Genomic DNA, 25,326 nt, shown 5'->3' on the forward strand with positions numbered 1-25,326 from the left:
TCAAAGTCACTTGCCCCTTGTTTTTTTCATCGGGCTCCGATAGTGGCTGATTTATCATTCCTGCCCCAACAGTGCTATTTGTTACGGTTACATTGGTAACAGCGAAACAGTCCAATTACTTGATTTTATCAAGGCTGTTGAGTCCGCGGCTGGTGTTGAAATTGCTAAAGAGGTTTCTACCAATACAACCAGGCGACGTTGTAGCGACTTATGCTGACGTAAGCGACCTGGCTGGGGATATGGACTATCGTCCGTCTACACCGGTTGTCGAGGGGATGAAGCGGACGGTGGCTTGGTATAAAAATTTCTATAGGGTATGAACAAAAATTTTTACCAGCCAAAAACCTTCGGAATTAAGTACAGCGCAGAAGCGCTGTACGCCCCCCACACCAATATCCCTATTTTTGTAAAATCCGCAAACTTATAGTTTCCTGCGTTCATTACCATCAAGTTAGTTTGATAGCCAAACGGGCTAATAAAACTAGCTGAGGCACCAAAAGCAACAGCCATAACAAAGGGCATGATGTTCACATTTAGGCTTGTTGCAATTCCCACCGCGATAGGGAATACAATAGCGGCGGCAGCGTTGTTGGTTACAATTTCAGTAATTATCCAAGTCAAAAGATAGACTGCAATAAATGCTAACCACACACTTTGTTCGCCCTCTCCGAGCATTGAAAATAATGCTTGTGATACGCTCGTTGCAAGACCTGAATGAATAAACACGTCAGCGATACAAAGTGCCGAACCAATTACCAACCAAATGTCTAGCGGTAAGCGGCGACGAATGTCTGCCGCTGATATTACCTGTGTTGCCAATATAATCCCTAGGTAGCCTAATAATCCGTTAAATAAACTGATAGTTTGTGTCGCGGCCCCTGTTACAACTGCTATAAAACCGAGCATAGTAATAACTTCTTGCTTCTGATTAAGCGTAGGGCTTAGGCGTTTACCCTCTAATACGAAGAAGTTACGCTCTAGATTACGATGCCTATAAAAATCTTCGCTAGCTGCTAGTACTAATCTATCTCCCGCCTTAATTTCAACTAACCCTAACTTTCCTGAAATTCGCTGACCTCCGCGACCGATGGCCACAACCGCAGCATCAAAAAGAGCTCGGAAATTCGCTTCTTTAAGTGTTCTACCGACTAATGTTGAGGTTGGGCTAACGATAACTTCAATTAAGTTATCCTGTAGTAAGCCATTTGTTTCAGAAAAGGCTTCATGGGCAAACATGTTGACCCCCGGCAGGCTTGATACCTGCTGAGCTGCTTTCACGTCGCCACAAAAAACTAACCGGTCGTTAGCTTGTACGGTTGTTTCTGGTTTCACCGGGCTAATTAAGTTACCGGATCTAATTATTTCAGCTAAGAACAAGCCATCTAAGGCTCGTAATCCAGCTTGTTGAACTGTTTTACCAATGAGTGGTGAATCATTAGTTACCTTCGCATCAAGAAAGTAATCTTGACTGATATCACTTGCTACTTGATTGTTAGGCAGTAGGTAGGCAGCTAAGCAGGTAGTTAATCCTGCAATTGCGAGCACTCCTAGGCCAACAGGCAAAAAGTCGAAGAAGTTGAAGCCGGGGTGTCCCGTTTCAACTAAAAAGCTGTTGACGACTAAATTGGTTGACGTACCGATAAGGGTTAATACACCGCCTAGAATAGCAAAGTAACTCAGGGGAATAAGTAAACGTTGGGCAGGATGGTCGCGATTTTTCCGCACTGTAGACATCAGTGCCGCAACCACAGCGGTATTATTTAAAAATGCGGAGGTAAAGCTTACCAAGCCCATCATGCGTAGCAAAGTTACAAACTGGCTTTTATGAAATAAGTTTCGACTCACCCACTGCAAAGCACGAGTGCGTTCTAATGCCATCGAGCCAATTAACAATAACATCAGTGTTACTAGGCTTTGGTTAACGTAATGATTCAGTAGATCTTGAGCTGACAGCAACCCGGGAAGGTAGAGTGCAAGGGCAGCGATGACAAAGAGCGTTGCGGGGCGCATTTGGTTCGAAATGAGCCCCGCAAACAGTCCAATAATGACAAGCCCAACATAGGCCTGCATCATATAATCTCTTTGGCTCCCCAATGTGGGAAGTGTTTACGCACAAACGCGTTTAGGTCTTTTTCAAAGTCACTGACTTCATTTTGCTGCTCTTCTTTTTCTGCTAGCGGTTGTTCGATCATACCCGCACCGACCGTCACATTAGTAATGCGATCGATAATAATAAAGGCACCGGTCTTCTTATTAATGCGGTATTTATCAAACACTACCGGTTCTTGCAGACTAAAATCAAGTAAACCAATTTCATTTAGCGCTAGGGTTTCAGCATCTTTTTCTTCAAAGCTATTAACATCAATTCGATGATGGATTTTTTCCGCACTACCGCTGGTAAACTTAGTACCAAACTTGATGTAATAATCCCGGTGAGGAACTAGAGCATCTTCGTGCATCCATACTACTTTGGCACGCAGGCGATTTGAGGTATGGGGTAATGCGTCCTTTTCGACGATCATATCGCCGCGGCTAATATCAATCTCATCATTTAAGGTTAGGGTAACAGCTAAAGGAGCACTTGCTTCTTGGAGCTCGCCATCAAAGGTGTAGATGCTTTTAATAGTGGATACTTTACCGGACGGTAGGGCACGAATAGTATCACCAACTTTAACCGCTCCCGAGGCAATGGTACCAGCAAAACCACGGAAATTTAGGTTCGGCCGATTAACGTACTGAACCGGAAAGCGGAAATCTGTGTGATCGCCAGCGCGGCTGATTTCTAACGTTTCAAGGTATTCCATGAGCGTGCGGCCACGAAACCAAGGCGTATGTTCGCTGCGGTTGACGACGTTGTCACCTTCTAATGCTGAAATAGGCACAAAGTGAATATCTGGAATGTCCAGCTGGCCAGCAAGTTTGAGGTATTCATCTTGAATTTCTTTGTAGCGCTCTTGGCTGAACTCAACTAAATCCATTTTGTTTACCGCAACAATCACGTGCTTAATGCCTAGCAAGCTCACGATAAAACTGTGGCGGCGAGTTTGCGTTTGTACACCATGTCGCGCATCAATCAAGATGATGGCAAGGTCGCTGGTGCTGGCGCCAGTGGCCATGTTTCGAGTGTATTGTTCATGACCAGGGGTGTCGGCAATAATGAACTTGCGCTTGTCGGTACTGAAATACCGATAGGCAACGTCGATGGTGATGCCTTGTTCACGTTCAGATTGCAAACCGTCAACGAGCAGAGCCAAGTCGATGCGGTCACCGGTAGTGCCTACTGTTTTTGAGTCTTTGGTAATGGCTGCAAGTTGGTCTTCAAAAATCATTTTGCTGTCGTGTAGCAAACGACCGATTAATGTACTTTTACCGTCATCAACGCTTCCGCAAGTAATGAATCGCAGCAGTTCTTTATTTTCGTGCTGCTCAAGATACTTCAGAATGTCTTGTTCAATTAGTGGCGATGCGTGACTCATTAGAAATACCCTTCCATTTTTTTCTTTTCCATAGACCCAGCACTGTCGTGATCAATCACGCGGCCTTGGCGTTCCGATGTAGTGGTCAGCAACATTTCTTGAATGATCTCTGGCAGTGTTGCTGCGCTTGATTCAACGGCGCCAGTAAGAGGGTAGCAGCCGAGGGTACGGAAACGCACCATGCGCATTTCTGGAGTTTCGTTTTCTTCTAGTGGCATACGGTCATCATCGACCATGATTAAAGTGCCATCTCTTTCAACTACCGGGCGTTCTTTGGCGAAATACAATTCCGGAATTTCTATGCCTTCAAGATAAATGTATTGCCAAATATCAAGCTCAGTCCAGTTACTCAATGGGAAGACACGAATACTTTCGCCTTTGTGAACTTTACCGTTGTAGATACTCCACAACTCAGGACGTTGGTTTTTGGGGTCCCAACGATGTTTTTTATCGCGGAAACTGTAGACACGTTCTTTGGCGCGAGATTTTTCTTCATCGCGACGCGCGCCACCAAATGCTGCGTCAAACTGGTGTTTATCCAGCGCCTGTTTGAGTGCTTGGGTTTTCATTACATCAGTGTGAACTGCGCTACCATGAGTAAACGGCCCAATTCCTTGAGCAAGCCCTTCGGGATTGCTGTGAGTTATTAATTCAAAACCATGTTGTTTCGCCATACGGTCACGAAACTCAATCATTTCTTTGAATTTCCAAGTCGTATCTACATGCATCAGTGGAAAAGGTATTTTGCCCGGAGCAAAAGCCTTACGAGCTAAATGCAAAAGAACTGAGCTATCTTTACCTACCGAGTAAAGCATCACAGGATTTTGAAATTCAGCAGCTACTTCACGAAATATATGAATGGATTCCGCTTCTAATTGCTTTAAATGAGTAAGCTTTGAGGCCATGGTTTGGGACGTCCTTGACTGCTAATCTGTTTAAAAAGATCTGGGGTTCAACTTGGCGTTGAAAAGTTGTTGCATTGTAGCTTAGTTTTAGGGCTGGTGGAAGTGAGAGAAAGGGTGCAATCCGAGAGATTAGTTGAGCGTCTAATAAACGAAAGTGTCTCTACTTGCCTTCTCGTTTCGGAGGCGCTGCAATTTCGCTTCTAATGAAGCAATGCGGTCGTCATTTGTTTCTGACATTGACTCAGTGATGCTTTTACGAGTTTGATCGTCAGACAGGTCAAGCGCTAAGGATCCATCCTTATTTATAATGACTTTGCGATACATTTTTTTTGACATTGTGCTTTCTCCTTAGCATTACGTTCACCTGAGAGTTTAATCCTAAACTCGCAACAAAGCAAAATGCATATTTTATACGAAATCGCGCAATATCGTCTTACAATAAAGCTTTCTTTACTGGCTTTTGTTTGATGGCTACACTGCGCGAAGGTTTATTGATAGGGATTATTGAATGAGTACAAATATTGTCTGGCACCAAGCTTCGGTTTCGACTGCTGAACGCACAGCGCAAAAAGGTCACGCATCTTGTGTACTTTGGTATACCGGCTTGTCTGGCTCAGGTAAAAGCACGATTGCCAACGCAGTAGATAGAAAACTATATGAGCGTGGTTGTCACAGTTACGTGCTGGACGGTGATAATGTGCGCCACGGCTTGAACAAAGATTTAGGTTTCGACGATGTTTCGCGAGTGGAAAATATCCGTCGCATTACCGAAGTCGCGAATTTGATGACCGATGCCGGGTTAATTGTTGGTACTGCTTTTATATCGCCGTTTTTGGTTGACCGTGAGCAAGCCCGTCAGCTTGCCGTTGCTAAATTTGTAGAAGTGTTTGTGGATACGCCTTTGGGAATTTGCGAACAGCGTGACCCCAAAGGCTTGTATAAAAAAGCCCGAGCGGGTGATATTCCGCATTTTACCGGTATTAGCTCACCATATGAACCGCCGGTTATGCCAGAGGTGCATTTGCGCACAGCTTCGTTAAACGTCGAAGAAGCGGCTGAACAGGTGATTCAAGCGCTGATAGAAAAGGACATCATCTCGTGAAACACATTGACGTTTTTAACGGCGACGCCGATGGTATTTTTTCGCTGATTCAGTGGCGTAAAGCCTTTCCTGTCAATAAAAGCCAAGTGATTAGCGGAGTGAAACGAGATAATGCGCTTATTCAGCACATCAATCCTGAGCAAGCGTCTGGTGCTAGGGTGACTTCGTTAGATCTTTCTTTTGATAAAAATACGGAGGCACTACGGAGCATCTTACCAAGTGTGGAGTCGGTGTTCTATTGTGATCACCATCAGGCCAAGACTCTATTTGAGCATCCGCGGCTAACTACAGTCATAGATTTCTCTCCGTCAGTTTGTACGGGATTGCTAGTCAGTGAGTACTTAAATCAGCAGTATCATGTTTGGGCTATCGCCGCAGCTTTTGGTGATAGTTTAAATAGTGTAGCTTATGCCGAATGCAGCAAACTGGGTCTTTCTAACGAGCAATCAGAGCAGCTGCGCGAATTCGGTGTGTTGGTTAATTACAACGGTTATGGTGCTAATCTGACGGACTTGCATTTTAAGCCGCAAGACTTATACCAAGCGTTACTTGCCTATGATTCGCCCTTTGATATTGTTGCTGATAGCACCTCTCCGTTTGCAGCGCTTCGTGACGGTTATGCCGAAGATATGCAGAAAGCTCGTAATGCTGTTGTTGTGGCTGAGAATAAATCAGTGAAAGCCTTGTTACTTGATGATGCGGCTTGGGCGCGTCGAATCAGTGGTACGTTAGGTAATGATTTAGCTCATGCAAATCCTGATAAAGCGATTGTAATTGCTACTCCTAATGCCGATGGCTGCACATTAACTATCAGTTTGCGGGCACCTAAATCGAATTTGCAAGGTGCGGGCGATATTTGTTCAGGCTTCGCTACCGGCGGAGGTCGAGCTGGAGCTGCTGGTGTGAACGCGTTGCCGATGGAGCAATTAGATTTGTTTATTAATGCAGTAACTTTAGCCTATAGTTAGCCCTGAGGAGAGTGTGTGATAACAACCAGGTTAGAACCGTTTTCAGATGCCCGAGATGGCGACTTGGCCTACACACTCTTTGCTGACCAAAAACAGCAGGAGTTTTCACGCTTACTTTTACCTCCCGCCATTTTAGAGCAATTACTACGTTCACAATATGATATTCGTGAGCAGTCTTACTCTGTTTCTTACCATGATTATCAAAAGCTCACCGCCACCTTGAATAGTCAACCGATTGGAATACTTCGTATTGGGCAAGCTCAGATTACTGGATGTTTAAGATTAGTTGATATCATTATCGATCAACGCTATCGATGCCGAGGTGTTGGTACTCAAGTGCTTGAACACTTCATTGATCTTGCGAGGGCTAAATCTTTAGATGCTGACCTTCACGTGCAAAAAGATAATCCTGCATTACGACTTTACCAGCGCTTAGGTTTTTGTATTTGCGGCGAAACCGATCTGCATTGGTATTTGAAAAAGTTGTTATAAACACTTGCGTTTGTTCAAAGTTTGTTCTATATCAATGTTCTAGATGTTAAATTCTTAACCAATTCCAATCGAATGAACAAGAAACGCAAGAGGAGTTCGCCATGGATAATTTTCTTGGTGAAATAAGATTATTTACTTATGGATTTATCCCTAATGGTTGGATGATTTGCGACGGACAAACGCTACCGATAAATCAATATCAAGCATTGTATGCATTACTTGCTAACAGATTCGGAGGTAATGCGGGAACTACGTTTCAGCTTCCTGATTTGCGATACCGGGCTGTGGTGGGGCAAGATTACAACATTGGGCTGACTGTGGGGACTAAAGTAGGGAGTGAGCGAGTCGCCTTAACTGTTGAAGCAATGCCTGCGCATCGTCACCAAGTAATGGCAACAAGCCTTGCTGCCGACGTTCCTCAACCAAGACCTAATACCATGTTGGGAGAAGTATCTGGCGATGCAGCTGATATTTATGGTTCAGTGGTCCCTGATCAAATGCTTACCAGTAATAGCTTGAGTAGCGTCGGAGGGAGCCAAGCCCATAACAACATGCAGCCCAGTATTGGCTTGGTCTATTGTATTGCGACAACTGGCATCTTTCCTAGCCGGCCGTAGAAGACCATAGAGGACATTGATATGAGTGATTTCTATCTTGGTGAAATTAGAATTTTTGCGGGAGATTACGCTCCGCAAGGCTGGTATATCTGTGCTGGGCAGTCGCTTAAAATTGTAGAAAACGAAGCGCTATTCTCATTACTGGGAACAACCTATGGCGGTGATGGCCAAACTCATTTTAAGTTGCCTGATATGCGTAGCAGAATTCCTATTGGAGTTGGTACTAATCCTGCAACCGGTAGTAATGTGACTCGAGGCCAAACGTTAGGCACAGAGACGGAGACCTTAACCGCTGCAGAAATGCCCTCACACCAACATAGTGTTATGGTTAGTATCGCAACCGGTGATACCAATATTCCGGCCAATAATGCGCTCAATTTAGGCGATAATAAAAGTTACAGTACATCAACTAATCCGGCGGATATTAATGTGTTGAATGCTGAATGTATTAAGCCTGAGGGCCATGCAATGGCACATGAAAATAGAATGCCCATGATGGCGTTAAATTACATTATTGCCCACACCGGCATTTATCCATCGCAATACTAGGAGCAACTATTATGGATGCTTATCTTGGAGAAATTAGAGCCTTTCCGTATAACTTTGCACCAAGGTATTGGTTGGAATGCATGGGGCAAACTTTACAAGTGTCGCAATATCCGGCACTTTATTCTATTATTGGTACTAAATTCGGTGGAAGCTCTACCACTTATAATCTCCCTGACCTCCGTCATAAAGTGATAGCTCAGTGGGGACAGGGGGCAGGGTTATCTGGTTATTCTTTTGGTCAGTCTTTGGGAGCTAACTCCGTTAACCTACTGCCACCACAACTTCCACCACATACTCATGAATGGCGGGCTGTTCGCAAAGCTGCAGATTCGGCTATTCCGACATCTGGCTATTTAGCGAACATTCAAGATACTATAGAGTTTAAAACCTTTACCGCCGCTGGCACTAATCTTGTTCCGCTGCATCCCGCGACCATCGGTATTACCGGTGCTGGGCAAGCGCATGAGAACAGACAGCCGGTATTGGCAATGGGGTTTTATATTTGTGTTGATGGTGGTGAATATCCAATGCGCCCGTAGTGTATTTCGTTTTAACTTTATTGGCATGTTGATTAAATTTTGTGTTATAAAACAACACGGCTATTATTTGAACGATAGGTCATTAATTGGTAATCATAGGGGAAAAACCATGGACAACAAACATAATAAAGTCATCGTCGATGCGAACGAACAGCGTGAAGTTTGGCAAAAGCCTACATTGAAAGTTTTAGCTTCAGCAACCACCGAAAGTGCTGCTAAAGATAATAACTCTTTTGAATCTGATACTTACACAAGCGTAGGTAGCTAATTAGCACCGTGCTGTCATGATGAATAATGGGCTAGCGATGCCTTAAATGGTTTTGCTAGCCTCAGTTTCGGGGACCTAAATGGTAACAACCACGAAGACATCGATTCAATTACTGGTTGTTACATTTATCTTCGCGACATTATGTATTATTGCGTTCGTTGTTGTAACACCAGCTCAGACAGAACCAAGGGAATTAGGTTCGACATACTCGGTGCGATTTACTGGGTCAACATTTTACCCTCCATTTCAGTGGTCTCAGAACAATGAAATTCATGGCTTTCTCGTTGATCTTGAACGTCAGTTTGAGTTAGAGGGACATTTTGCTGTTGAGCAAAATTTAGCGGTTTGGTCAGATGCTTTGGCTGCTGTGCTGACGGAGCAAGCCGATGCTGTTGCGTTAATCACTACCGAAAAGCGCGCTGAGCGCTTTGATTTTTCAACTCCCTTTTATTTTGTGGCCCATGCACTATTTATGCGCGATGACGTAGCTTCAGTAGGGGCATTAGCCGCAGTAACCGATGAACGAATTGCTGTGGTGAAAGGGGCCTACGCAGAGCTTGAGTTACCGCCCGCACTCAGGGCCCAAATTGTTTGGGCAACAGATGAGCTTGATTGTTTGGTATTAGTGGCCCAACGCCAAGCTGAGCTATGTATTGAAGTCGTCCAATCGTCGCGGCATCTCATCCAGCAATATAACTTAGATGTGGTGCAGACGAGCCCGCCATTTTGGGCAGTGCCTTATGCTTTTGGAGTTCGTAAAGGCAATACCGAGACCTTAGCGAAGATTAATGATGCGTTATCAAGCATTATCGTCAGCGGTGGCTACCAGCAGGTTTATGATCGTTGGCTGCCCACCTTAGAGTGGAAGAATTTGTCTTGGTATGAGCAATTACAGCATTACACCGGATTGTTGTTGGTCTTTATTACCTTATTAATTGGCATTATTGCGGTACTGGTGTTGTTTCGAATAAAAACAGTTAATTTTGCGACACAGTTTAAATACACAGCAACGCATGACTCGTTAACTCAACTGCTAAACCGAGATGCATTTGTTAACTATTTAAATCAGCAATTGGATAACAACTCTACTGATGGAGCATTGCGCTGGTTTGTGGTAGCTCGGATTGTTAACCTTGAAGCGGTGACAACGGCGTTCTCACATCAAACCTCGATTGAACTAGTGCAACAGTTTGCTCGCAGACTAGAGCATCCTTCTTTTCATTCTAAGGCTCATTTGGGTGCTGGTTTATTCGCTTTTACGTGTCACTCAGACTTAACTGCTGAACAAATCTACGAGTTTATTTCCACGCCCCTTGAAATGTCTAATATTGATATTGACCCTGTCATCGCCATGGGGGTTGTCGAAATCGAACTTAATGAAAGGTTAGCCAACGTTACAGAAGAACTTTTACGCCGTGCTCTAACCGCATTATCGTATGTTCAACGTCATCATATGCAATGGCTAAAGTATCATGAGAGTTTTGAGCCGGATCCCGTTGATTTAATGCTCTTAAAAGATTTCACAACGGCTAGAATGCGTGACTTCGAGTTATTGCTTCAACCCCAATATAACGTGCATGAGGGCAGCATGGACAGTGCTGAAGCGTTAATACGCTGGCATCATCCTACTCGTGGTATCTTATCGCCAGCTACATTTATTCCCCTCATTGAACAAGCGGGCATGATGCCTATCGTGACGCGTTGGGTAATCACTAAAGCCTGTGAGTATGCTCAGGACTTAGCTAAGAATTACAAAGTGAATCGTATCAGTGTAAATATTACGGCGGATGATCTCATGGAGCCGAGCTTTGTTGATTTTGTCCTGGCAGCGGTTATTGGTTTAAAGGGTGTTCGGCTATGTTTTGAAATTACTGAGACGGGTTTGATTACTGATTCTGGAGTTGCGCAAGATGTGCTGCGAATTTTATCCCAAAGAGGCATTTGTTGCAGCGTGGACGACTTCGGAACCGGTTACTCCTCACTCAGTTATTTAAGTTTGTTTCCGATTGCTGAAGTGAAACTAGATAGATTGTTCGTAGGCTCTCTTACTAGCGATGAACGCAGCCTGATCATTATAAAGTCAACCATTGAGTTAGCTCATAATCTTGGCATGCAAGTGACGGCAGAAGGTGTTGAGGATCAAGCAACTCTTGATCAACTTAAGGCTTTAGGATGCGACCGTATTCAAGGTTACTTTTTTGCAAAACCGTCGTCTTATAAAGACGTTGTGCAATACTTTGCGCGTAAGCTGGATAGCTAATTGATCAGGATGGCGGCGAATCGTTGGCGCTGCGGACGTAACTAAGAGGAATAACGGCAGGGAGCTTCCATGCATTAAGCTCAATTAATGTGCTCTTTAGCCGTAAAGATAAAACGGGGTATAGTTGTTCCGAAACACCTCTACCCTCGTTTTATTTCCAAACAGCTAACCGGGGAAAGGGTTAGGAACCATAACTTATGCCACCGACTGAGCTTTCTAGTGGGGCAGGAACAGACTTTGACCCTTCCGTATTTTCGGCCGTTAACGATGTTACGGTTGGCTTTTCCCATGAGGCCTTGCTTGAAGCAGCATCAATTGCGTCTAGCTGCGTGATTGGGAACACTTTATGTGCCATAGGAATTTCCTTTTTACTCAAGTGTGGTTGATAAAACAACAAGATAGTAAACTAGAATTACGAAAATTGTAATGCTTTTCTTATTATTTTCTGGGAGTTTTTAATCAAGGTATGTTTATGAGAACCGAAAAGATGAAGCACTCCCCAGTAATGCCGAACTCTGGTTTTATCGTTATTTCTTTCCCCAAGCTCATTGTATTTAGTATATGATTCTGTTGAATGAAAAATTCCCTATAAATTGTGGATGTATATGAGCGTATTCAACGTATTATTTGCCCCTAGAAAGGCTGCTTCAGCACCATCAACCATGGCTGACTTTGAGCTGGTTATGCAGAAAATGATCGCCGCGAGCGATTATTGGAACCCTGAGCAATGTGCCATGGAAAAAGCAGAACGTTCTCAAAGTGACTTATTGGTAAGTCATTTGCTGTTCAATAATACACCGCAATCTCTATTTGAAACTGTGCATAAATCGCCATGTGGTAACTATTTTTGTGTTGCGAATGCTCGGCTAGACAACCGGGATGAATTATTGCACGAGCTAGCTATTTCGTCAGCCGATGACTTAGCCGATGGTGCTCTCATTCTTACGGCCTACCAACACTGGGGCGAAGGTTGTTCGGCAAAGTTGCTGGGTGATTTTGTGTTTACTATTTGGGATGGGCCGAACCAGTTGATTTATATTGGTCGTGACCACATTGGTATCAAAACGGTATTTTATAGCGTAACCGATTCGGTCGTGTTGGTCAGCAACGAACACAATGCACTTCTGAGCTCGGGGTTGGTGCCTCGAGCACTCAGTCATGATTTTGTGGTTGACCAGTTTTTGCCTCGCTCTCAATCGGGTTATTACTCACCTATTGAGGCTATAAAGCGCGTTGAGCCCGCACATTATGTGGTTATTGATGCTGAGGGCGTGCGTCAGCAGCGCTATTGGCAGCTTGAAGTAAAACACTATGCTGGGCTGACAACCGATGAAGATTATTTACGTGAATTGCGGGCGCAATTTGAACGTGCTGTTCAACGCCGGCTGGTTACTCAACACCCGATTGGGTGTGAGCTAAGTGAAGGACTCGATTCCACTGCAATCACTGGGTTAACGGCAAAGTTGTTACCAGAACAGACCATTTATACGTATTCCTATGATTCGCAGCAATTAACCGATGATAACCGTCATATTTATGCTGCAACCTACAAAGATATTTTTGATTTTTTAGCGTTACATACAAACTTAGAAGCCCAGTGGTCAACTCACCCCCCTCCCGAAAATTACCAAGAAATTGCGACTGGATTTTATGGGATCTTACCACCTAACCCGGGCCAGCAGGTGACGCGCTATTACTTAATGCAAGAAAAAGGCGTGCGAACCTTGTTAAGCGGTTGGGGAGGGGATCATTGTGTGACGTCCTATGGTTCATTCTATGAAGATGAACTATTTAAACGTGGGCGTTGGGTTAAGCTCTACAAGCAGCTTCATGACATGCGAAGTCGTGGTCGCGGTACACGGCCGTTAGCTTCATTTTTGAAGCTATCAGTAAAGTATCTCTGCCCCCCCCTGTTTCGCGTTATTGAGCGCCGTCGAAATGCGCTCGTTCGGTTGTTAACTTTTGCGGCCGAGAATGCACCGTTACGCAATGGGTTGGTCTCACCAGAGCGTTTGAAGAAATCTCGAGATTATGCAGATAGCTATACCTGCCGAGGGGTTCGTGAACGCGATTATCGAGAACTTTTTTATGTGGGGACAGAGTCTCGTGTGACTGGCTCTGAAGTGCACGCACGTGCATTCAATTTTGAATATCGTTATCCGATGTTTGACAAGGAGTTGATAGAGTTCGCCTACTCTGTACCGAACCATCTGAAGTGTAAGTTTGGTATTGAGCGTTGGATGTTTCGAGAGATCATTAAAGATTTAGTGACTGAGCGTATCCGTATGCGTATGAAAAGCGATGTAGACCTTCCTAAATACGATCGTCTTGACTTATCGGCACGTTTCAAGAAGACCATTGATGAAGTTCTGCAGCGCAAGCACGAACCATTGCTTCGCGAATATATTGAGAGCGAGCGCCTTGAAGAGCTGACGAAAATAACTTTTGTCGGGAATTTACGTGCACTTGACACGTTATTACAGCTGTCCACGTCGGAACAACTCGGGCATATTCAGTTCGAGAAGCGTAACACAAATAATTCAGTGTAACTCAGGTGAAAATATCGATAGTATTTGGTTAAGAAATCGATGAAAACACATGCAAGACGATAAGAATTAAAGGAGTTTTTCAGTGGCTGTAAATTTACAAGATAAAGTTCAACGTCATCCTGATTTGGTGTTTGCTCATATGGGTGACGAGGTCGTGATGATGAGTGACGATCAAAGTGATTATCTCGGTTTGAATGGCGTGGCGAGTAAGATCTGGACGATGTTGGAAAATCCGCTAACCGTTCAAGAATTATGTGAGAGGTTGCAAACTGAATTTGATGTAGGCAGAGAACAATGCGAACAAGACGTGGTAATTTTTTTAGATGACATGAAGCAAAGGGGCTTGATTCGAGTGCTCGATTAATTTAAGAAAAGGACGTTCCATGTCTTATTTATACCAGATCTACGGCGTTGTTCTTGCAAGTGAGCTGAAGCTGAGTGGTCCGTTAACAGTATCAGAAAAAGTTGCTGATATTTATGTTCGTTTGGCTGATGTGCCAGAAGATCCACCAAAAGAACTTGAGATCGGTGCAGCTTTTGCGGCTATTGGTAGAACTCAGTTTTGGCTTGATGTGCCTCATGTTGCGCGTTTTTTCGCTACCGATTTAGCCACCATTGATGTGCAACCGTATGCTAACTCTGATGCCGAAAGTATTGAGCTTTTTTTGCTGGGTTCCGTGCTTGGACCATTGCTGAACATGCGTAAACACCTAGTGATGCATGGCAACGTGGTGCACCTTCATATAGATGATCAAAGGTTCCGAACTTTAATTTGTGGTTACTCCGCCGCAGGTAAATCCTCATTCGCCGCCCATTTAATCAAGCACCATAAAGCACGATTAGTAGCTGACGATTTAGCAGTTTTTGATGAGCACGGCAATGTGTTACCAGGTTCACCACGGTTGAAAGTATGGAAAGATGTGGCCCTTGCATTAGAGCTTGATCAATCCGAATTATCTGCAATTCGCCCTCAAGTTGAAAAATATGATTGGCAACTCACGGGTGCGTTCAGTGCAGAGCCGCAGCCAATCGATCTGATTGTCATACTAAACTCAGATAGTGACGGGGATTTAAAAGTTAACAGCATAAACGGTGCTAATAAATTACTGCCTTTGCAGCGCCAAATATTCAGAAAGAAATTTGCAAACCTTGCAGGGTTAGAGCGTTTGCAGTTTATGCTCGTTGCCAAACACTGTGGAAATGTCCCTGTCCTACAACTGGCACGTCCACGTAGTAAAGAAATCTCTAAAAATTTACATGAAATGTCAGAGAGGCTTTTTAACTACCTGCTGGGTAACCATGCGGAGGCCGTGAATGAGTAGCTCGACGGCGCAATTGTTTTGGTTAGCCTCGTACCCAAAATCTGGTAATACTTGGACTCGCAGTTTTATTGCCGCTTTAAAGAAAGTGGCAGGCGATACTGACGAAGCTAAGAAAAGCGCAGATGATTCCATCGACATTGATTTGAACGAGTTACGCACTGGTCCAATAGCAAGTGGCCGTGAGTGGGTTGAACAAGCGTTAGGGTTTTCGCTTGATGGTTTTAATCCTGATGAAATTGATGCCTTGCGACCTGATGCGTATCGCTATGTCAATACAATGGCTGAAGAATTGAGCTATCACAAGGCGCACGATGCATACAGTTGGGTTGGTCAGGGAAGCGCTCAACAGCCCATGTTTCCAAATGAGGTAACACGCGGGGCTTTGTATATTGTACGTAATCCATTGGATGTATGTATTTCATTTGCAAATCATTCAAAGTGCTCGATTGATGAAGCGATTGCACGAATGAATTATGAAGATGGTGGCTTTTGCAAAACTAGCATTGGGCAAGCGAATCAGCTACGCCAATGGCTATGGCGCTGGAGTGATCATGTGCGTAGCTGGCAACAGTCCGGTCTTCCTTTGAAACTTGTGCGTTACGAGGATATGAGGCTTAATCCGCTGGATACGTTTACGGAAATAGCGAGATTTTTGGAGCTACCGCACCACCAAGAGGCGATAGAAGCTGCACTTGAACTGACCCGTTTTGAACGCTTACAGGAAAAGGAGCGACATTCAGGTTTCCGTGAAAAACCACCTGGAGTAGAGAGTTTCTTTCGTAAGGGCATTGTTGGTGATTGGCGTACTACGTTATCGCCAGAGCAAGTTCAACGCATTGTTGAGAATCATAATGAGGTGATGGCTGAGCTTGGCTATTTGCCTTAATGGCATAATCTCAACAAGATTGAAGTTTAAACTTGAAGCAACTCTTTAATCTCGCGAGCATAGTCATTAAAAGTCGAATAGTATTTGATGTCTGGTAGGTGTAAGTCGCGTAACTGAGCTGTTTGGCTAAATAGAGAAGCTTGTTCAAAAAAGAGTTTGTTTAAGCCCAAAAAGGGAATGAGCCTAGGGCGATATACAAAGCATCGTAACAGGTTGATTGTTTGAAAAGGGCTCATTGGAGAGCTCACAGAGCCTGCTTCTTGATGGCGAACTTTACGTAATAAATACAGGCGTGATACGCGAGCCGGTTCGTGTGCAAAGCTTTCTTGTGGTGCCACCCATCCTATTTTATCGGTGTTTGGATAGGCCGTTTCTATTGAATGATTCACAGGTTGATGGTTTTCGCTTGGTATCGTTAACTCAGTGACTAATTGTTGTGATAGCTTTAATCGACGATGCGCCGGATGAATAAATAACTCATGGTCTCGTCGCTCGATAGGTAAAATATCATCACTAAAAACAGGAATTCCTGCGCTTATGCAGGCCGCCGTTAAGGTACTCTTTCCTGCGCCACTCATACCAAAAACTAAACTTGCGGTGTTATCAGAATTTAAAAATGCCATACCGTGCATTGGAATCATTTGCCGTAAGTAAAGCTGCACCCCTAGCCCACTACCCAGTGCGAACGATATAAGGTGTTGGTGCGGAAGGTTATCGATAGGTGCAAGTGTTACACTGGACGGCGTGAGTTTAAAGCTACCTAGTTGGTCTACTGTGCCGAATAAGTGATTTGGATACTCAGGTGAGCGATAAATACCATGATTAAGCCTGACGTAAATTCGTTTATTCTGCGCTGGCTGTTGAAAAGAGGTGTGGGCTAGGCTTATTACTTGCCGTTTTAACGTCGTGTTGTTCTGACTATATGCAGGAGCCAGCCCAGGTAGTATGAAATCGCTTTCAATATATTGTCCGTATACCTGTGAAGAAAACACGTCGTTCCTTTCTTGTGTCATAATTTGTGTACCTAATTATACATAAGTGCCTTGTGGTGGTACATAAAAGACATGATTGTAGATGGAGTGTAAACGCAAGGTATCGTATAGTGGAATCCTTGTTTATCAAAAAATAAAGACAGGGCATGTCAGGATATCATCAATTACCAGTACTGTCGGCACGACAAACAGTAACCGAAGCGAAAAACTATTTTCTAGACTTCTTTCGTGCATTTCCAAAGCGTATTTCGTTAATTGTCCTACTCATGGTGGCACAAACGCTTTCTGCTGGCGTAGGCGTTCTTTTTATTTTGCCGTTATTAAGCGTGCTCGGTTTTGCTGGTGAGACCGCTTCAAATCATGAAATCACCCAAGTTGTTGCAGCGATTTTTGAGACGTTACATATCCCTTTAAATTTAGTGTCGATGCTCGTGGTTTATGTCGCTCTGATTACCTTAGTGGCAACGCTTCGTGCGTATAATATGACGTTAAGTGCATCGGTACAGCAACGCTACACGCATGTGTTACGACAAACGATGTATCGTTTGGTTATGCGTACTCAGTGGAGCGTTTTGAACCGTTATTCTCTGGCTGACTTGGGTTACCTTTTAAATGGACAAGTGAGCCAAATAGGGCGTTTAAGCCAACTTACTTTTCAGTTTTTGTCGCAGTTTTTGCTTACGATTGGCTTTTTTGTAGTGGCGCTAGTGGTGTCGTGGCAAATGAGCTTCATGGCGCTGCTGTTTGCGGTGTTGTCATCGGTGTTGTTGTTACCCTTGTATAAACGAACACTGGGAAGCGGTCGTACGCAGTTGCGTGAGAATCAGCGCTTATTTAAGGCGGTAAGTGAGCACTTACATAGTTTACGAATGATTAAGCTATTTGGTGCTGAAGATCGCTTTGCGCAGGCCCTGTCTCATACCAGTGAACGTCTGGAACAGCAGCAGATTCGATTGACCCTTATTAATGCCGTGACAACGTGGCTGTTAACGATTATCGCAGCGCTATTAGTGGCCGCGTTTTTCTATATTTCATTAACGGTTATCGGTAGTGAAATCGCTGAGTTAATCGTGTTGGTGGTTATTCTTGCGCGTATGCTACCGCTGTTATCGAGTGTGCAGAAAACGGTGCAGCAAGCGTTGCATGCTATTCCGGCAAGTGCTAATGGCCGCGCTGTAGTAAAACAATTGCAGCAAGCGCAGGAGCCGGAACTAGCAGCGGTTGATGCCACTAAATATGTTGTGCAAATCACTCAGCAATGTGAGTTACGTCATGTCACGTTCCAATACAATGGTGCTAATGAACCAGTTTTACAACAGTTTTCGTGTGTCATTCCAGCTAATAAAATAACAGCATTAACAGGGCCATCGGGTTCAGGCAAGAGCACGGTTGCTGATCTAATTGCGGGTCTGCAGCAAGCTACCGCCGGTGAACTCGTGGTGGACAATATTGTGTTAAATGCGATGCAAACGTTAGCTTGGCGTCATTCCGTCGCCTATGTGGTGCAAGAGCCCTTACTATTTGACGACACAATTTACAACAATTTAATTTGGGTTCGCGATGATATCTCGGACATTGACATAGAACGAGCGTTGCGGGATGCGGCAGCTTGGGATTTTGTACAAAGTCTACCTAAAGGCTTGCATACTCGGGTGGGCGATCATGGGCGGCAGTTAAGTGGTGGTCAACGCCAGCGATTAGCCATAGCAAGAGCACTTTTGCGTAACCCCCAATTGCTTATTTTGGACGAGGCGACGAATGCTTTAGATCAGGCTAATGAAGCTTTGGTAAAAGAGACGATTCAGAGTTTGCGTGGCAAATTAACGGTAATTGTTATATCACATCAAGCATCGATTAATGAGCTTGCCGATAACCAAATTCATTTAGGTTAAACAATGAAAAGAGATCATTCATGGCGGTGTTGAACAAGCTTCAAACTTTCTTCATTAAGATGTCGCTGCGCAAAAAGCTGTGGTTTATCTTGATGTGGCCATTAACGGGCCTATTTCGGGCGGCGGTGTTGGTGTTGCCGTTTCATTGGTATCGTGGTGTGCTTGGGCAGCATTGGGGGAATACGGAGTTGTGTGTTTTGACTAGTGATCGGCAGTTGCAGCGCGCTTGGCAAATTGGCAGAGCGGTTGAACTTGCTGCTCGGTTTACGCCATGGGAATCCAAGTGTTTGGTGCAAGCTTTAGTTGGAGCTTGCTGGTGTCGATTATATGGTATTCCGTATGTGGTGCATTTAGGTGTGCGCAAAGACGAGACCGGGGCCATGAAAGCGCATGCATGGCTTTGTACGGGAAAGGCAGTGATTACAGGCAGAGAAGGGCACCGTTCGTTTACGATTGTTTCAACTTTTGTGCATTCCTTGGCTAAGCCCATATAAGTGTGAAACTATTTGAATCGCTGCCAGGCCAATATAGCCAAATGACGGCCTATTTGGTAGCGATGTTGATGCGTCTTATGAGCGAAATACCAGAACAATCGGCGTTCAAGCCGATATGCAGTATGGGGTTTTCGACCGCTGCATTGATTCGCATGGGTAATAACGCGTTTTGCCGCAAAGCGAATTAACGGTGATTGTTGAATTTTAATTTGGACAACTTCTGGTAACGAGGTTTGAAATATTTGGTGGGCCAAATACCAACTAAGTAATAAGGGGCGCTCGCAGTCTAAGTTATGTGCTTTAGCTAACAGATCATTGATATCGATTTCGTTTGACCATGCAGTAATGTAAAGATGAATATCGTAGAGCCACTTTAACCGATGATACGCAGTTGTTGTACCGTGATAGCATAAATACAAGAATTCTTCGGCACTTAAGTTCTGTTGATTATTTTGCCAGATCCATGCTTCGTAGGCTGTACCCAACGGCGTGGGTATTGCAGTAACGCGATAGTGCAGCTCGAGTGTGCCAAACGTAGGGTGTGATAATGGAATATCCTTGTATAATTTAAGATGCTGCTGAAGGTGGTTGGGGGTGTTTTTATTGGCATTATTGGAATACGTCCAGCCCTCAGCAATAAGTTTTACGGCACAGGTAAGAACCGCGTCTCTGCTTTGGATGAGCACATCTAAATCGCTTGCGTAGCGAGATGCCTGCGTTGGGTATAACTTTTCGGCTAAACCCTGGCCCTTTAACCATTTAAATTTAACGGCGTTTTGGTTAAAAAAATCACTCAGGTATTGCTTGGCTAATAGTTGTATTTTGGTGCGCTTAAGGTTGTGAAATTGCCATTCTTTGAGCTGTGGAAGCGGTAATACTTCTTGTACCGCCGACACTAGCTGGTGGTATTTTAACGCAGTAATAAAGTCAGGATCTATCGGATTGGCTGCTTCATGAGATCCTGAGTGTGTTAAGCGGTGAGATAGTTGTGATACAAAATTGACCAAGTTGGAGTGCCTTTAGCGATTTTTATTGTATTTAACCCATTTTAAGTGGATTGACTGCCTTGAGTAAATTTCTAAATTTCTTTTACCAACGTATTATAAAAAGAACAATACCGCATACATTGATAAGCTGGCGCTTTTTCGTTCCAATGGGTTGGGCTGATTTAAACATGAGTGCTTATAAATTGCACAAAAAAGTTTTTCTTCAAGCGTGGCCGCAAATTCCTCGATGGTTATATGTATTCGGTGTTATCTATAGTTTGTTGGTCTGGTATTTCATTTGGGGGCCATGGTTTTACACTCGGCATTTGATTAAAAGGCGATGTTCAAAATCAGTCGACCAGCCTTTAACAGGCTTAACATTTCTTCATTATATGAAGCAATCATTCTTTGCCTATTTGCGCGGCTTGGCTCCGGTTTCGTTTTCTTCGTTAAATTTTGCAGAGCTAGCGCGTAATGATTGGTGGGCATATGTACCAAACCAAGTGCTACCGCATTGGCATATGGTATTGCAGGAGGGGTATAGCAAGCGTTCGTCGGCAATAATATCAAGTAAGCTGGAGTTAGCGCAGGCAATGGCGCAGGCCGGTCTTGCCGTGATACCGACTGAGAAAGTGACGTCTGATACTCTTGTGAAGTTGGCAGCGGGACCAGCGCTGTTCTTTAAGCCGGAAATATCATCACAAGCAAAAGGCTGTCTTATAATCGAGTGGACAGAATGTGGCGAAGCGCATTTGCGAAGTAAAGATGGTAAAACTCAACGCAAGGGCTTAACGGCAATACGGAGCTATTTGAATGAGGCTTTGTGTTCGACCTCTTATTTAAAGCAACCGAAACTCGTGAGTCACCCAGATTTAACGCCATTCTACGACAATCATGACTTAGTGGTGATTCGCATTGTAACGTTGCGAACCACCAAAGGTTTTAGGGCGTGGCGAGCTAATCTCGAACTTCCGGTTCTGAATCAAGTATTTGTGAAGCCTTATGCAATTGACGTTACTGATGGTCGTGTTGGGGAGTTAGACAATTTTACGTTACCGTGTTGGGCTGATCTTGTTGTTTTAGCGATTCGGGCTCATGCAGTAGTTGCTGATTTAAAGTCAGTTGGTTGGGATGTTGCTTTGACTCCTCAGGGCCCGATATTAATTGAGGGTAATTTAAATTGGGGGACGAGCGCTCTACAAACGCAAGGCCGCGGTGGTCTAGTTGACGGTGACTACTTGGATATGGTGAGTTGCGCGGGGCTACCCCAACGTAGCCCAAGCGTTTAGCCCCGCCTCCATGTGTCATGTCTCACCCGTTGTTCACAGGTTGCCACGTTGAGCAGCAATCGCTTGTGGGGTTAGCTAGGACCTTGCCATTCTGATCCGTACCACTAAAAGTGGACACTTTGCTAAGCACTATTTTTTAATTCAAAGTTCTCTGGGCTGAGATAGCCAATAGCACTATGCCTTCTTGTCTTGTTGTAATCAACTTCGATGTACTCAAAGACTGCTCGGCGCATATTTTCTCGATCCATGATGGGCTCGTCCTGCAAGGCTTCGACCTTTAATGAGTGAAAGAAGCTTTCGGCACAGGCATTATCCCAACAATTTCCTTTTCGGCTCATACTCTGAGTAAGTCTATGTTTTTTAATTAAATCTCGATAATCGTTTGAACAATATTGACTACCTCGGTCGCTGTGAACAATGATCCCTTCGGGAAAGGCTCTGCGAAATGAAGCCATTTTCAGAGCATCACACACCAACGTTGCGGTCATTCGGTTACTCATCGACCAACCAACAACCGAGCGTGAATATAAATCGATGATTACCGCTAGGTACAGCCAGCCCTCACTAGTGAATAAATACGTGATATCGCCAACCCACTTTTGATTCGGAGCACTTGCCGTAAAATCTTGCTCCAGCAAGTTTGGCGCCACAGGCTGATTGTGCTTACTGTCCGTGGTGACCTTAAATTCACGTGCAGCCTTAGGTACAAGGCCCTGGCGTATCATACTATTGCGAATAGTTTTGATGTCGGGTGTCATGGCTCATACCGTGTTCACGCCAAAGCTCTGGAACGGGGACACCATTCTCGTTTTGCTTCAGAATCGCTAAGATCTGACTGTCTGTGTATCGTGATTTGCGCATAGAAAACTCCTTCGTTTTAGTTTAACGGAATTTTCTACTTATAACTGCTCCGATTTTTCGGGGGGATTACACCGCCTTGTAGCATCGTTCAGTGGTACTGTATCGAACAAGACGTTGCGTATTGCCGAAAATCCGAACTAGATTCGCAACTACTTTGCTGTCGGTGTCTAAATTTATAAAAGCTTGAATTTCTTTACTTTTAAATTCACACCCCAGCGTGGCGATAAAACGCCCCACAAGCTCCGCAGGTGTCGTCGACCCTAGTGCAAGAAAAAATATACTTGCTTGTAATTCATCAACGCTCTTGCCGTTTTGCTCAGCTAAACGTTTGAATTTGTCAATAAAGGGCGTAATCGCCCCATTAGTTTTAAGCGACTGATTAATAATCTCGAGCAACTTGCCTGCACTAACATCGGCCTGTTTTAACTTTCGAATTGGTGCCAGGTGTTCAATCATTTGCTCGGTGCGGTGGATTTCACTTAAAAAGTCATATTTATCCCGCGTAGGCAAATGCAATCCCAGAATATCAGAACCGATCAACTGTGCGAGCGGTGCAACAAGGCTGTCCAGTAAATCGACGGCGTGACCTTGGGCTATCTGAGCTTCCACGTCAGCAAACACGGCTTCCGCTTTCTCAAAGTATCGCGGTAACAAGGGCCGAATAAAGGGGGCTGCTAAGCCTGGTCTCAGAAACCGAGCAAACGAATGCTCCGATTCGGAAAAACCTACACCTGAGAACTGCACGCCCTTCTATCTCGCTGCAGAAAACACGATGGCTAGTCTCGTTTAAAACATCCATTCAGAGCAGAATGTTAATGTGTTATCTATTGTTTACTTAAGACGGTGGTCCAAAAATAGAATGTTCCGTGGGGGCGGTCAATGTTTTCGATTCGGTCATATCTACAGCAAAATCGATCACCTCTGGCGTTTCCCATATTTTCTTGTCAGTAGCTTCGGCACTAACTTTCGCATTGAACTCGTTGCAAAGATTTTTCATTCTCGTGCTCTCTTGTTTGTATAAAAATTGAAAACCAACACCCTACTGATGTGTCGGTTATAGAGTCAAAAAATGGTTACCTTAAGTAACTTGTGTTGTCTATACGTTTAATTTAAGTCAGAATCACTTACTTGCCAACAATTAAATTCGCCCTTTTACTAAAGTGACGTAATTCAACGGCATTAGGCCTTTGGCTTTGGCGGTTTCGACCACACTATAGCGTATTGCGCTCGCTTGTTCACCGCCGCGTGACTTTAAGAACAGCCGGGCTTTACGCCCGATAACGAACGGTTTAGTGGTGAGTGGCGCAACAAGGCTGTCCAGTAAATCGACGGCGTGACCTTGGGCTATCTGAGCTTCCACGTCAGCAAACACGGCTTCCGCTTTCTCAAAGTATCGCGGTAACAAGGGCCGAATAAAGGGGGCTGCTAAGCCTGGTCTCAGAAACCGAGCAAACGAATGCTCCGATTCGGAAAAACCTAAACCACGTGCAACCATGTGCACATGTTTTAGGTTTGGGAATGAGACACAGCCACGGGAGCCTTCCTCAAGTGAGAGGCTATAAAACGCAAAAAGTCCGGAGGTATAGAATTCCTACACCTGAGAACTGCACGCCCTTCTATCTCGCTGCAGAAAACACGATGGCTAGTCTCGTTTAAAACATCCATTCAGAGCAGAATGTTAATGTGTTATCTATTGTTTACTTAAGACGCTCCAAAATCAGGGTCAATTTCGATGGTGTCGATAATTGGTTTCGATTCGGTCATATCTACAGAAAAATCGATCACCTCTGGCGTTTGCCATATTTTCTTGTCAGTAGCTTCGGCACTAACTTTCGCATTGAACTCGTTGCAAAGATTTTTCATTCTCGTGCTCTCTTGTTTGTATAAAAATTGAAAACCAACACCCTACTGATGTGTCGGTTATAGAGTCAAAAAATGGTTACCTTAAGTAACTTGTGTTGTCTATACGCTTAATTTAAGTCAGAATAACTTACTTGCCAACAATTAAATTCGCCCTTTTACTAAAGTGACGTAATTCAACGGCATCAGGCCTTTGGCTTTGGCGGTTTCGACCACACTATAGCGTATTGCGCTCGCTTGTGCACCGCCGCGTGACTTTAAGAACAGCTGGGCTTTACGCCCGATAACGAACGGTTTAGTGGTGAGCGGTGCAACAAGGCTGTCCAGTAAATCGACGGCGTGACCTTGGGCTATCTGAGCTACCACGTCAGCAAACACGGCTTCCGCTTTCTCAAAGTATCGCGGTAACAAGGGCCGAATAAAGGAGGCTGCTAAGCCTGGTCTCAGAAACCGAGCAAACGAATGCTCCGATTCGGAAAAACCTAAACCACGTGCAACCATGTGCACATGTTTTAGGTTTGGGAATAAGACACAGCCACGGGAGCCTTCCTCAAGTGAGAGGCTATAAAACGTAAAAAGTCGGGAGGTATAGAACTCCTACACCTAAGAACCGCACGCCCTTCTTCTTCGCCGCAGAAAACACGGTGGCTAGTCTCGTTTAAAACATCCATTCAGAGCAGAATGTTAATGTGTTATCTATTGTTTACTTAAGACGGTCCAGCAAAACCTTTGGGGGCTTGTTAAAGTCTATTTGCCCAACGAATCAAAGGTCCCCGATGATCATTGCAGTATGTAACTCGTCAACAATAGTAATCGAATTGAACTTAATACCGACTCATTGAAGAGTAGTCGAACTTTGATCGAAGAAATTGCATCGAACAACTAGCCATGACAAGCTATGTTGCTCGTTTAAACTGGCCAAGGTCATTGGTGCTAGTTACTCCTATGCGCCCCAAACTCCTTTCTTACTTTGCAAATCCTTGTAACACCCCGTTAACAAAGCTATACTTGCGCCAATG

Annotated in this window: 27 protein-coding genes and 2 pseudogenes; 15 read left to right on the forward strand and 14 right to left on the reverse strand. The window is 44.4% G+C overall.

From position 1 onward, the window contains the following. Positions 1-330 precede the first annotated feature (330 nt). The 4 genes from AB8S08_RS02580 to AB8S08_RS02595 all read right to left on the reverse strand — a co-directional run bounded on the left by AB8S08_RS02580 (position 331) and on the right by AB8S08_RS02595 (position 4,717). A complete protein-coding gene (locus AB8S08_RS02580; RefSeq protein WP_369743415.1) occupies positions 331-2,073 on the reverse strand; it encodes an SLC13 family permease in 1,743 nt (580 codons plus the stop codon). After that, positions 2,070-3,476 carry a sulfate adenylyltransferase subunit CysN gene (gene cysN / locus AB8S08_RS02585; RefSeq protein ID WP_369743417.1) on the reverse strand — a complete coding sequence of 469 codons (1,407 nt, stop codon included), beginning with the start codon at positions 3,474-3,476 and terminating at the stop codon, positions 2,070-2,072. The genes AB8S08_RS02580 and cysN overlap by 4 nt, the downstream gene beginning before the upstream one ends. Then, positions 3,476-4,381: a sulfate adenylyltransferase subunit CysD gene (gene cysD / locus AB8S08_RS02590; RefSeq protein ID WP_369743419.1), complete on the reverse strand. Its 906-nt coding sequence runs from the start codon at positions 4,379-4,381 to the stop codon at positions 3,476-3,478. The genes cysN and cysD overlap by 1 nt, the downstream gene beginning before the upstream one ends. Before the next feature lie 141 nt (positions 4,382-4,522). Beyond that, complete coding sequence (locus AB8S08_RS02595) at positions 4,523-4,717, reverse strand: hypothetical protein (RefSeq protein ID WP_369743420.1); 195 nt, start codon at positions 4,715-4,717, stop codon at positions 4,523-4,525. Between the two features lie 172 nt (positions 4,718-4,889). Here AB8S08_RS02595 and cysC point away from each other — a divergent pair, with 172 nt between their 5' ends. The 8 genes from cysC to AB8S08_RS02635 all read left to right on the forward strand — a co-directional run bounded on the left by cysC (position 4,890) and on the right by AB8S08_RS02635 (position 11,176). Continuing rightward, on the forward strand, positions 4,890-5,483 hold the full coding sequence (gene cysC, locus AB8S08_RS02600) for an adenylyl-sulfate kinase (RefSeq protein ID WP_369743421.1): 594 nt from the start codon (positions 4,890-4,892) through the stop codon (positions 5,481-5,483). Continuing rightward, on the forward strand, positions 5,480-6,451 hold the full coding sequence (locus AB8S08_RS02605; protein ID WP_369743422.1) for a DHH family phosphoesterase: 972 nt from the start codon (positions 5,480-5,482) through the stop codon (positions 6,449-6,451). Before cysC ends, AB8S08_RS02605 begins: the two co-directional genes overlap by 4 nt. 15 nt (positions 6,452-6,466) lie before the next feature. Continuing rightward, positions 6,467-6,943, forward strand: a complete 477-nt coding sequence (locus tag AB8S08_RS02610; RefSeq protein ID WP_369743424.1) for a GNAT family N-acetyltransferase — start codon at positions 6,467-6,469, stop codon at positions 6,941-6,943. Positions 6,944-7,044: 101 nt separating this feature from the next. Further along, a complete protein-coding gene (locus tag AB8S08_RS02615) occupies positions 7,045-7,560 on the forward strand; it encodes a phage tail protein (protein ID WP_153827150.1) in 516 nt (171 codons plus the stop codon). A 21-nt stretch (positions 7,561-7,581) separates the two neighbouring features. Further along, positions 7,582-8,109: a phage tail protein gene (locus tag AB8S08_RS02620; protein ID WP_369743426.1), complete on the forward strand. Its 528-nt coding sequence runs from the start codon at positions 7,582-7,584 to the stop codon at positions 8,107-8,109. An 11-nt stretch (positions 8,110-8,120) separates the two neighbouring features. Then, positions 8,121-8,648, forward strand: coding sequence for a phage tail protein (locus AB8S08_RS02625; RefSeq protein ID WP_369743427.1), 528 nt, complete (start codon positions 8,121-8,123; stop codon positions 8,646-8,648). Positions 8,649-8,757: 109 nt separating this feature from the next. Further along, positions 8,758-8,916 carry a hypothetical protein gene (locus tag AB8S08_RS02630; protein WP_369743428.1) on the forward strand — a complete coding sequence of 53 codons (159 nt, stop codon included), beginning with the start codon at positions 8,758-8,760 and terminating at the stop codon, positions 8,914-8,916. 211 nt (positions 8,917-9,127) lie between these two features. Continuing rightward, positions 9,128-11,176, forward strand: a complete 2,049-nt coding sequence (locus AB8S08_RS02635; protein ID WP_369743429.1) for an EAL domain-containing protein — start codon at positions 9,128-9,130, stop codon at positions 11,174-11,176. Positions 11,177-11,357: 181 nt separating this feature from the next. On the opposite strand, the gene AB8S08_RS02640 is transcribed toward AB8S08_RS02635, so the two are convergent. Continuing rightward, positions 11,358-11,531 (reverse strand): hypothetical protein, encoded by a 174-nt coding sequence (locus AB8S08_RS02640; protein ID WP_369743431.1) that lies wholly within the window; start codon positions 11,529-11,531, stop codon positions 11,358-11,360. 328 nt (positions 11,532-11,859) lie between these two features. Here AB8S08_RS02640 and AB8S08_RS02645 point away from each other — a divergent pair, with 328 nt between their 5' ends. From AB8S08_RS02645 to AB8S08_RS02660, 4 genes are all read left to right on the forward strand, one after another. Next, positions 11,860-13,725: an asparagine synthase-related protein gene (locus AB8S08_RS02645; protein ID WP_369743432.1), complete on the forward strand. Its 1,866-nt coding sequence runs from the start codon at positions 11,860-11,862 to the stop codon at positions 13,723-13,725. Positions 13,726-13,807: 82 nt separating this feature from the next. Continuing rightward, on the forward strand, positions 13,808-14,089 hold the full coding sequence (locus AB8S08_RS02650) for a PqqD family protein (protein ID WP_369743433.1): 282 nt from the start codon (positions 13,808-13,810) through the stop codon (positions 14,087-14,089). 19 nt (positions 14,090-14,108) lie between these two features. After that, positions 14,109-15,047 carry a hypothetical protein gene (locus tag AB8S08_RS02655; RefSeq protein ID WP_369743435.1) on the forward strand — a complete coding sequence of 313 codons (939 nt, stop codon included), beginning with the start codon at positions 14,109-14,111 and terminating at the stop codon, positions 15,045-15,047. Then, a complete protein-coding gene (locus tag AB8S08_RS02660) occupies positions 15,040-15,933 on the forward strand; it encodes a sulfotransferase domain-containing protein (RefSeq protein WP_369743437.1) in 894 nt (297 codons plus the stop codon). Before AB8S08_RS02655 ends, AB8S08_RS02660 begins: the two co-directional genes overlap by 8 nt. A 26-nt stretch (positions 15,934-15,959) precedes the next feature. Here AB8S08_RS02660 and AB8S08_RS02665 read toward each other — a convergent pair whose 3' ends face one another. Further along, on the reverse strand, positions 15,960-16,946 hold the full coding sequence (locus AB8S08_RS02665) for a hypothetical protein (protein ID WP_369743439.1): 987 nt from the start codon (positions 16,944-16,946) through the stop codon (positions 15,960-15,962). A 125-nt stretch (positions 16,947-17,071) separates the two neighbouring features. Between AB8S08_RS02665 and AB8S08_RS02670 the strand changes: the two genes are divergently transcribed. Continuing rightward, on the forward strand, positions 17,072-18,817 hold the full coding sequence (locus tag AB8S08_RS02670) for an ABC transporter ATP-binding protein (protein ID WP_369743441.1): 1,746 nt from the start codon (positions 17,072-17,074) through the stop codon (positions 18,815-18,817). A gap of 20 nt (positions 18,818-18,837) precedes the next feature. Beyond that, positions 18,838-19,311 carry a lasso peptide biosynthesis B2 protein gene (locus tag AB8S08_RS02675; RefSeq protein WP_369743443.1) on the forward strand — a complete coding sequence of 158 codons (474 nt, stop codon included), beginning with the start codon at positions 18,838-18,840 and terminating at the stop codon, positions 19,309-19,311. An 8-nt stretch (positions 19,312-19,319) separates the two neighbouring features. On the opposite strand, the gene AB8S08_RS02680 is transcribed toward AB8S08_RS02675, so the two are convergent. Beyond that, the gene (locus AB8S08_RS02680) at positions 19,320-20,318 is read right to left on the reverse strand and encodes a nucleotidyltransferase family protein (protein WP_369743445.1); all 999 of its coding nucleotides are present in this window, start codon (positions 20,316-20,318) and stop codon (positions 19,320-19,322) included. Positions 20,319-20,377: 59 nt separating this feature from the next. Here AB8S08_RS02680 and AB8S08_RS02685 point away from each other — a divergent pair, with 59 nt between their 5' ends. Continuing rightward, a complete protein-coding gene (locus AB8S08_RS02685) occupies positions 20,378-21,586 on the forward strand; it encodes a sugar-transfer associated ATP-grasp domain-containing protein (RefSeq protein ID WP_369743446.1) in 1,209 nt (402 codons plus the stop codon). Positions 21,587-21,708: 122 nt separating this feature from the next. Here the strand turns inward: AB8S08_RS02685 and AB8S08_RS02690 are convergent. From AB8S08_RS02690 to AB8S08_RS02720, 7 genes and pseudogenes are all read right to left on the reverse strand, one after another. After that, positions 21,709-22,335, reverse strand: a pseudogene (locus tag AB8S08_RS02690) (IS3 family transposase); the annotation flags it as partial. Between the two features lies 1 nt (position 22,336). After that, positions 22,337-22,447 (reverse strand): annotated as a pseudogene (locus tag AB8S08_RS02695) (transposase); the annotation flags it as partial. Between the two features lie 66 nt (positions 22,448-22,513). Further along, positions 22,514-23,191, reverse strand: a complete 678-nt coding sequence (locus tag AB8S08_RS02700) for a hypothetical protein (RefSeq protein ID WP_369743447.1) — start codon at positions 23,189-23,191, stop codon at positions 22,514-22,516. A 91-nt stretch (positions 23,192-23,282) separates the two neighbouring features. Then, positions 23,283-23,444, reverse strand: a complete 162-nt coding sequence (locus AB8S08_RS02705) for a hypothetical protein (protein WP_369743448.1) — start codon at positions 23,442-23,444, stop codon at positions 23,283-23,285. 141 nt (positions 23,445-23,585) lie between these two features. Next, positions 23,586-23,942, reverse strand: a complete 357-nt coding sequence (locus AB8S08_RS02710; RefSeq protein ID WP_369743449.1) for a hypothetical protein — start codon at positions 23,940-23,942, stop codon at positions 23,586-23,588. Positions 23,943-24,148: 206 nt separating this feature from the next. Beyond that, the gene (locus AB8S08_RS02715) at positions 24,149-24,310 is read right to left on the reverse strand and encodes a hypothetical protein (RefSeq protein ID WP_369743451.1); all 162 of its coding nucleotides are present in this window, start codon (positions 24,308-24,310) and stop codon (positions 24,149-24,151) included. Positions 24,311-24,451: 141 nt separating this feature from the next. After that, entirely contained in the window at positions 24,452-24,808 is a 357-nt protein-coding gene (locus tag AB8S08_RS02720; protein ID WP_369743453.1) for a hypothetical protein, read from the reverse strand. Between the last annotated feature and the right edge of the window lie 518 nt (positions 24,809-25,326).

Origin of the sequence: Pseudidiomarina sp. PP-1MA (assembly GCF_041200125.1) — a bacterium.
Classification (GTDB): domain Bacteria; phylum Pseudomonadota; class Gammaproteobacteria; order Enterobacterales; family Alteromonadaceae; genus Pseudidiomarina; species Pseudidiomarina fusca.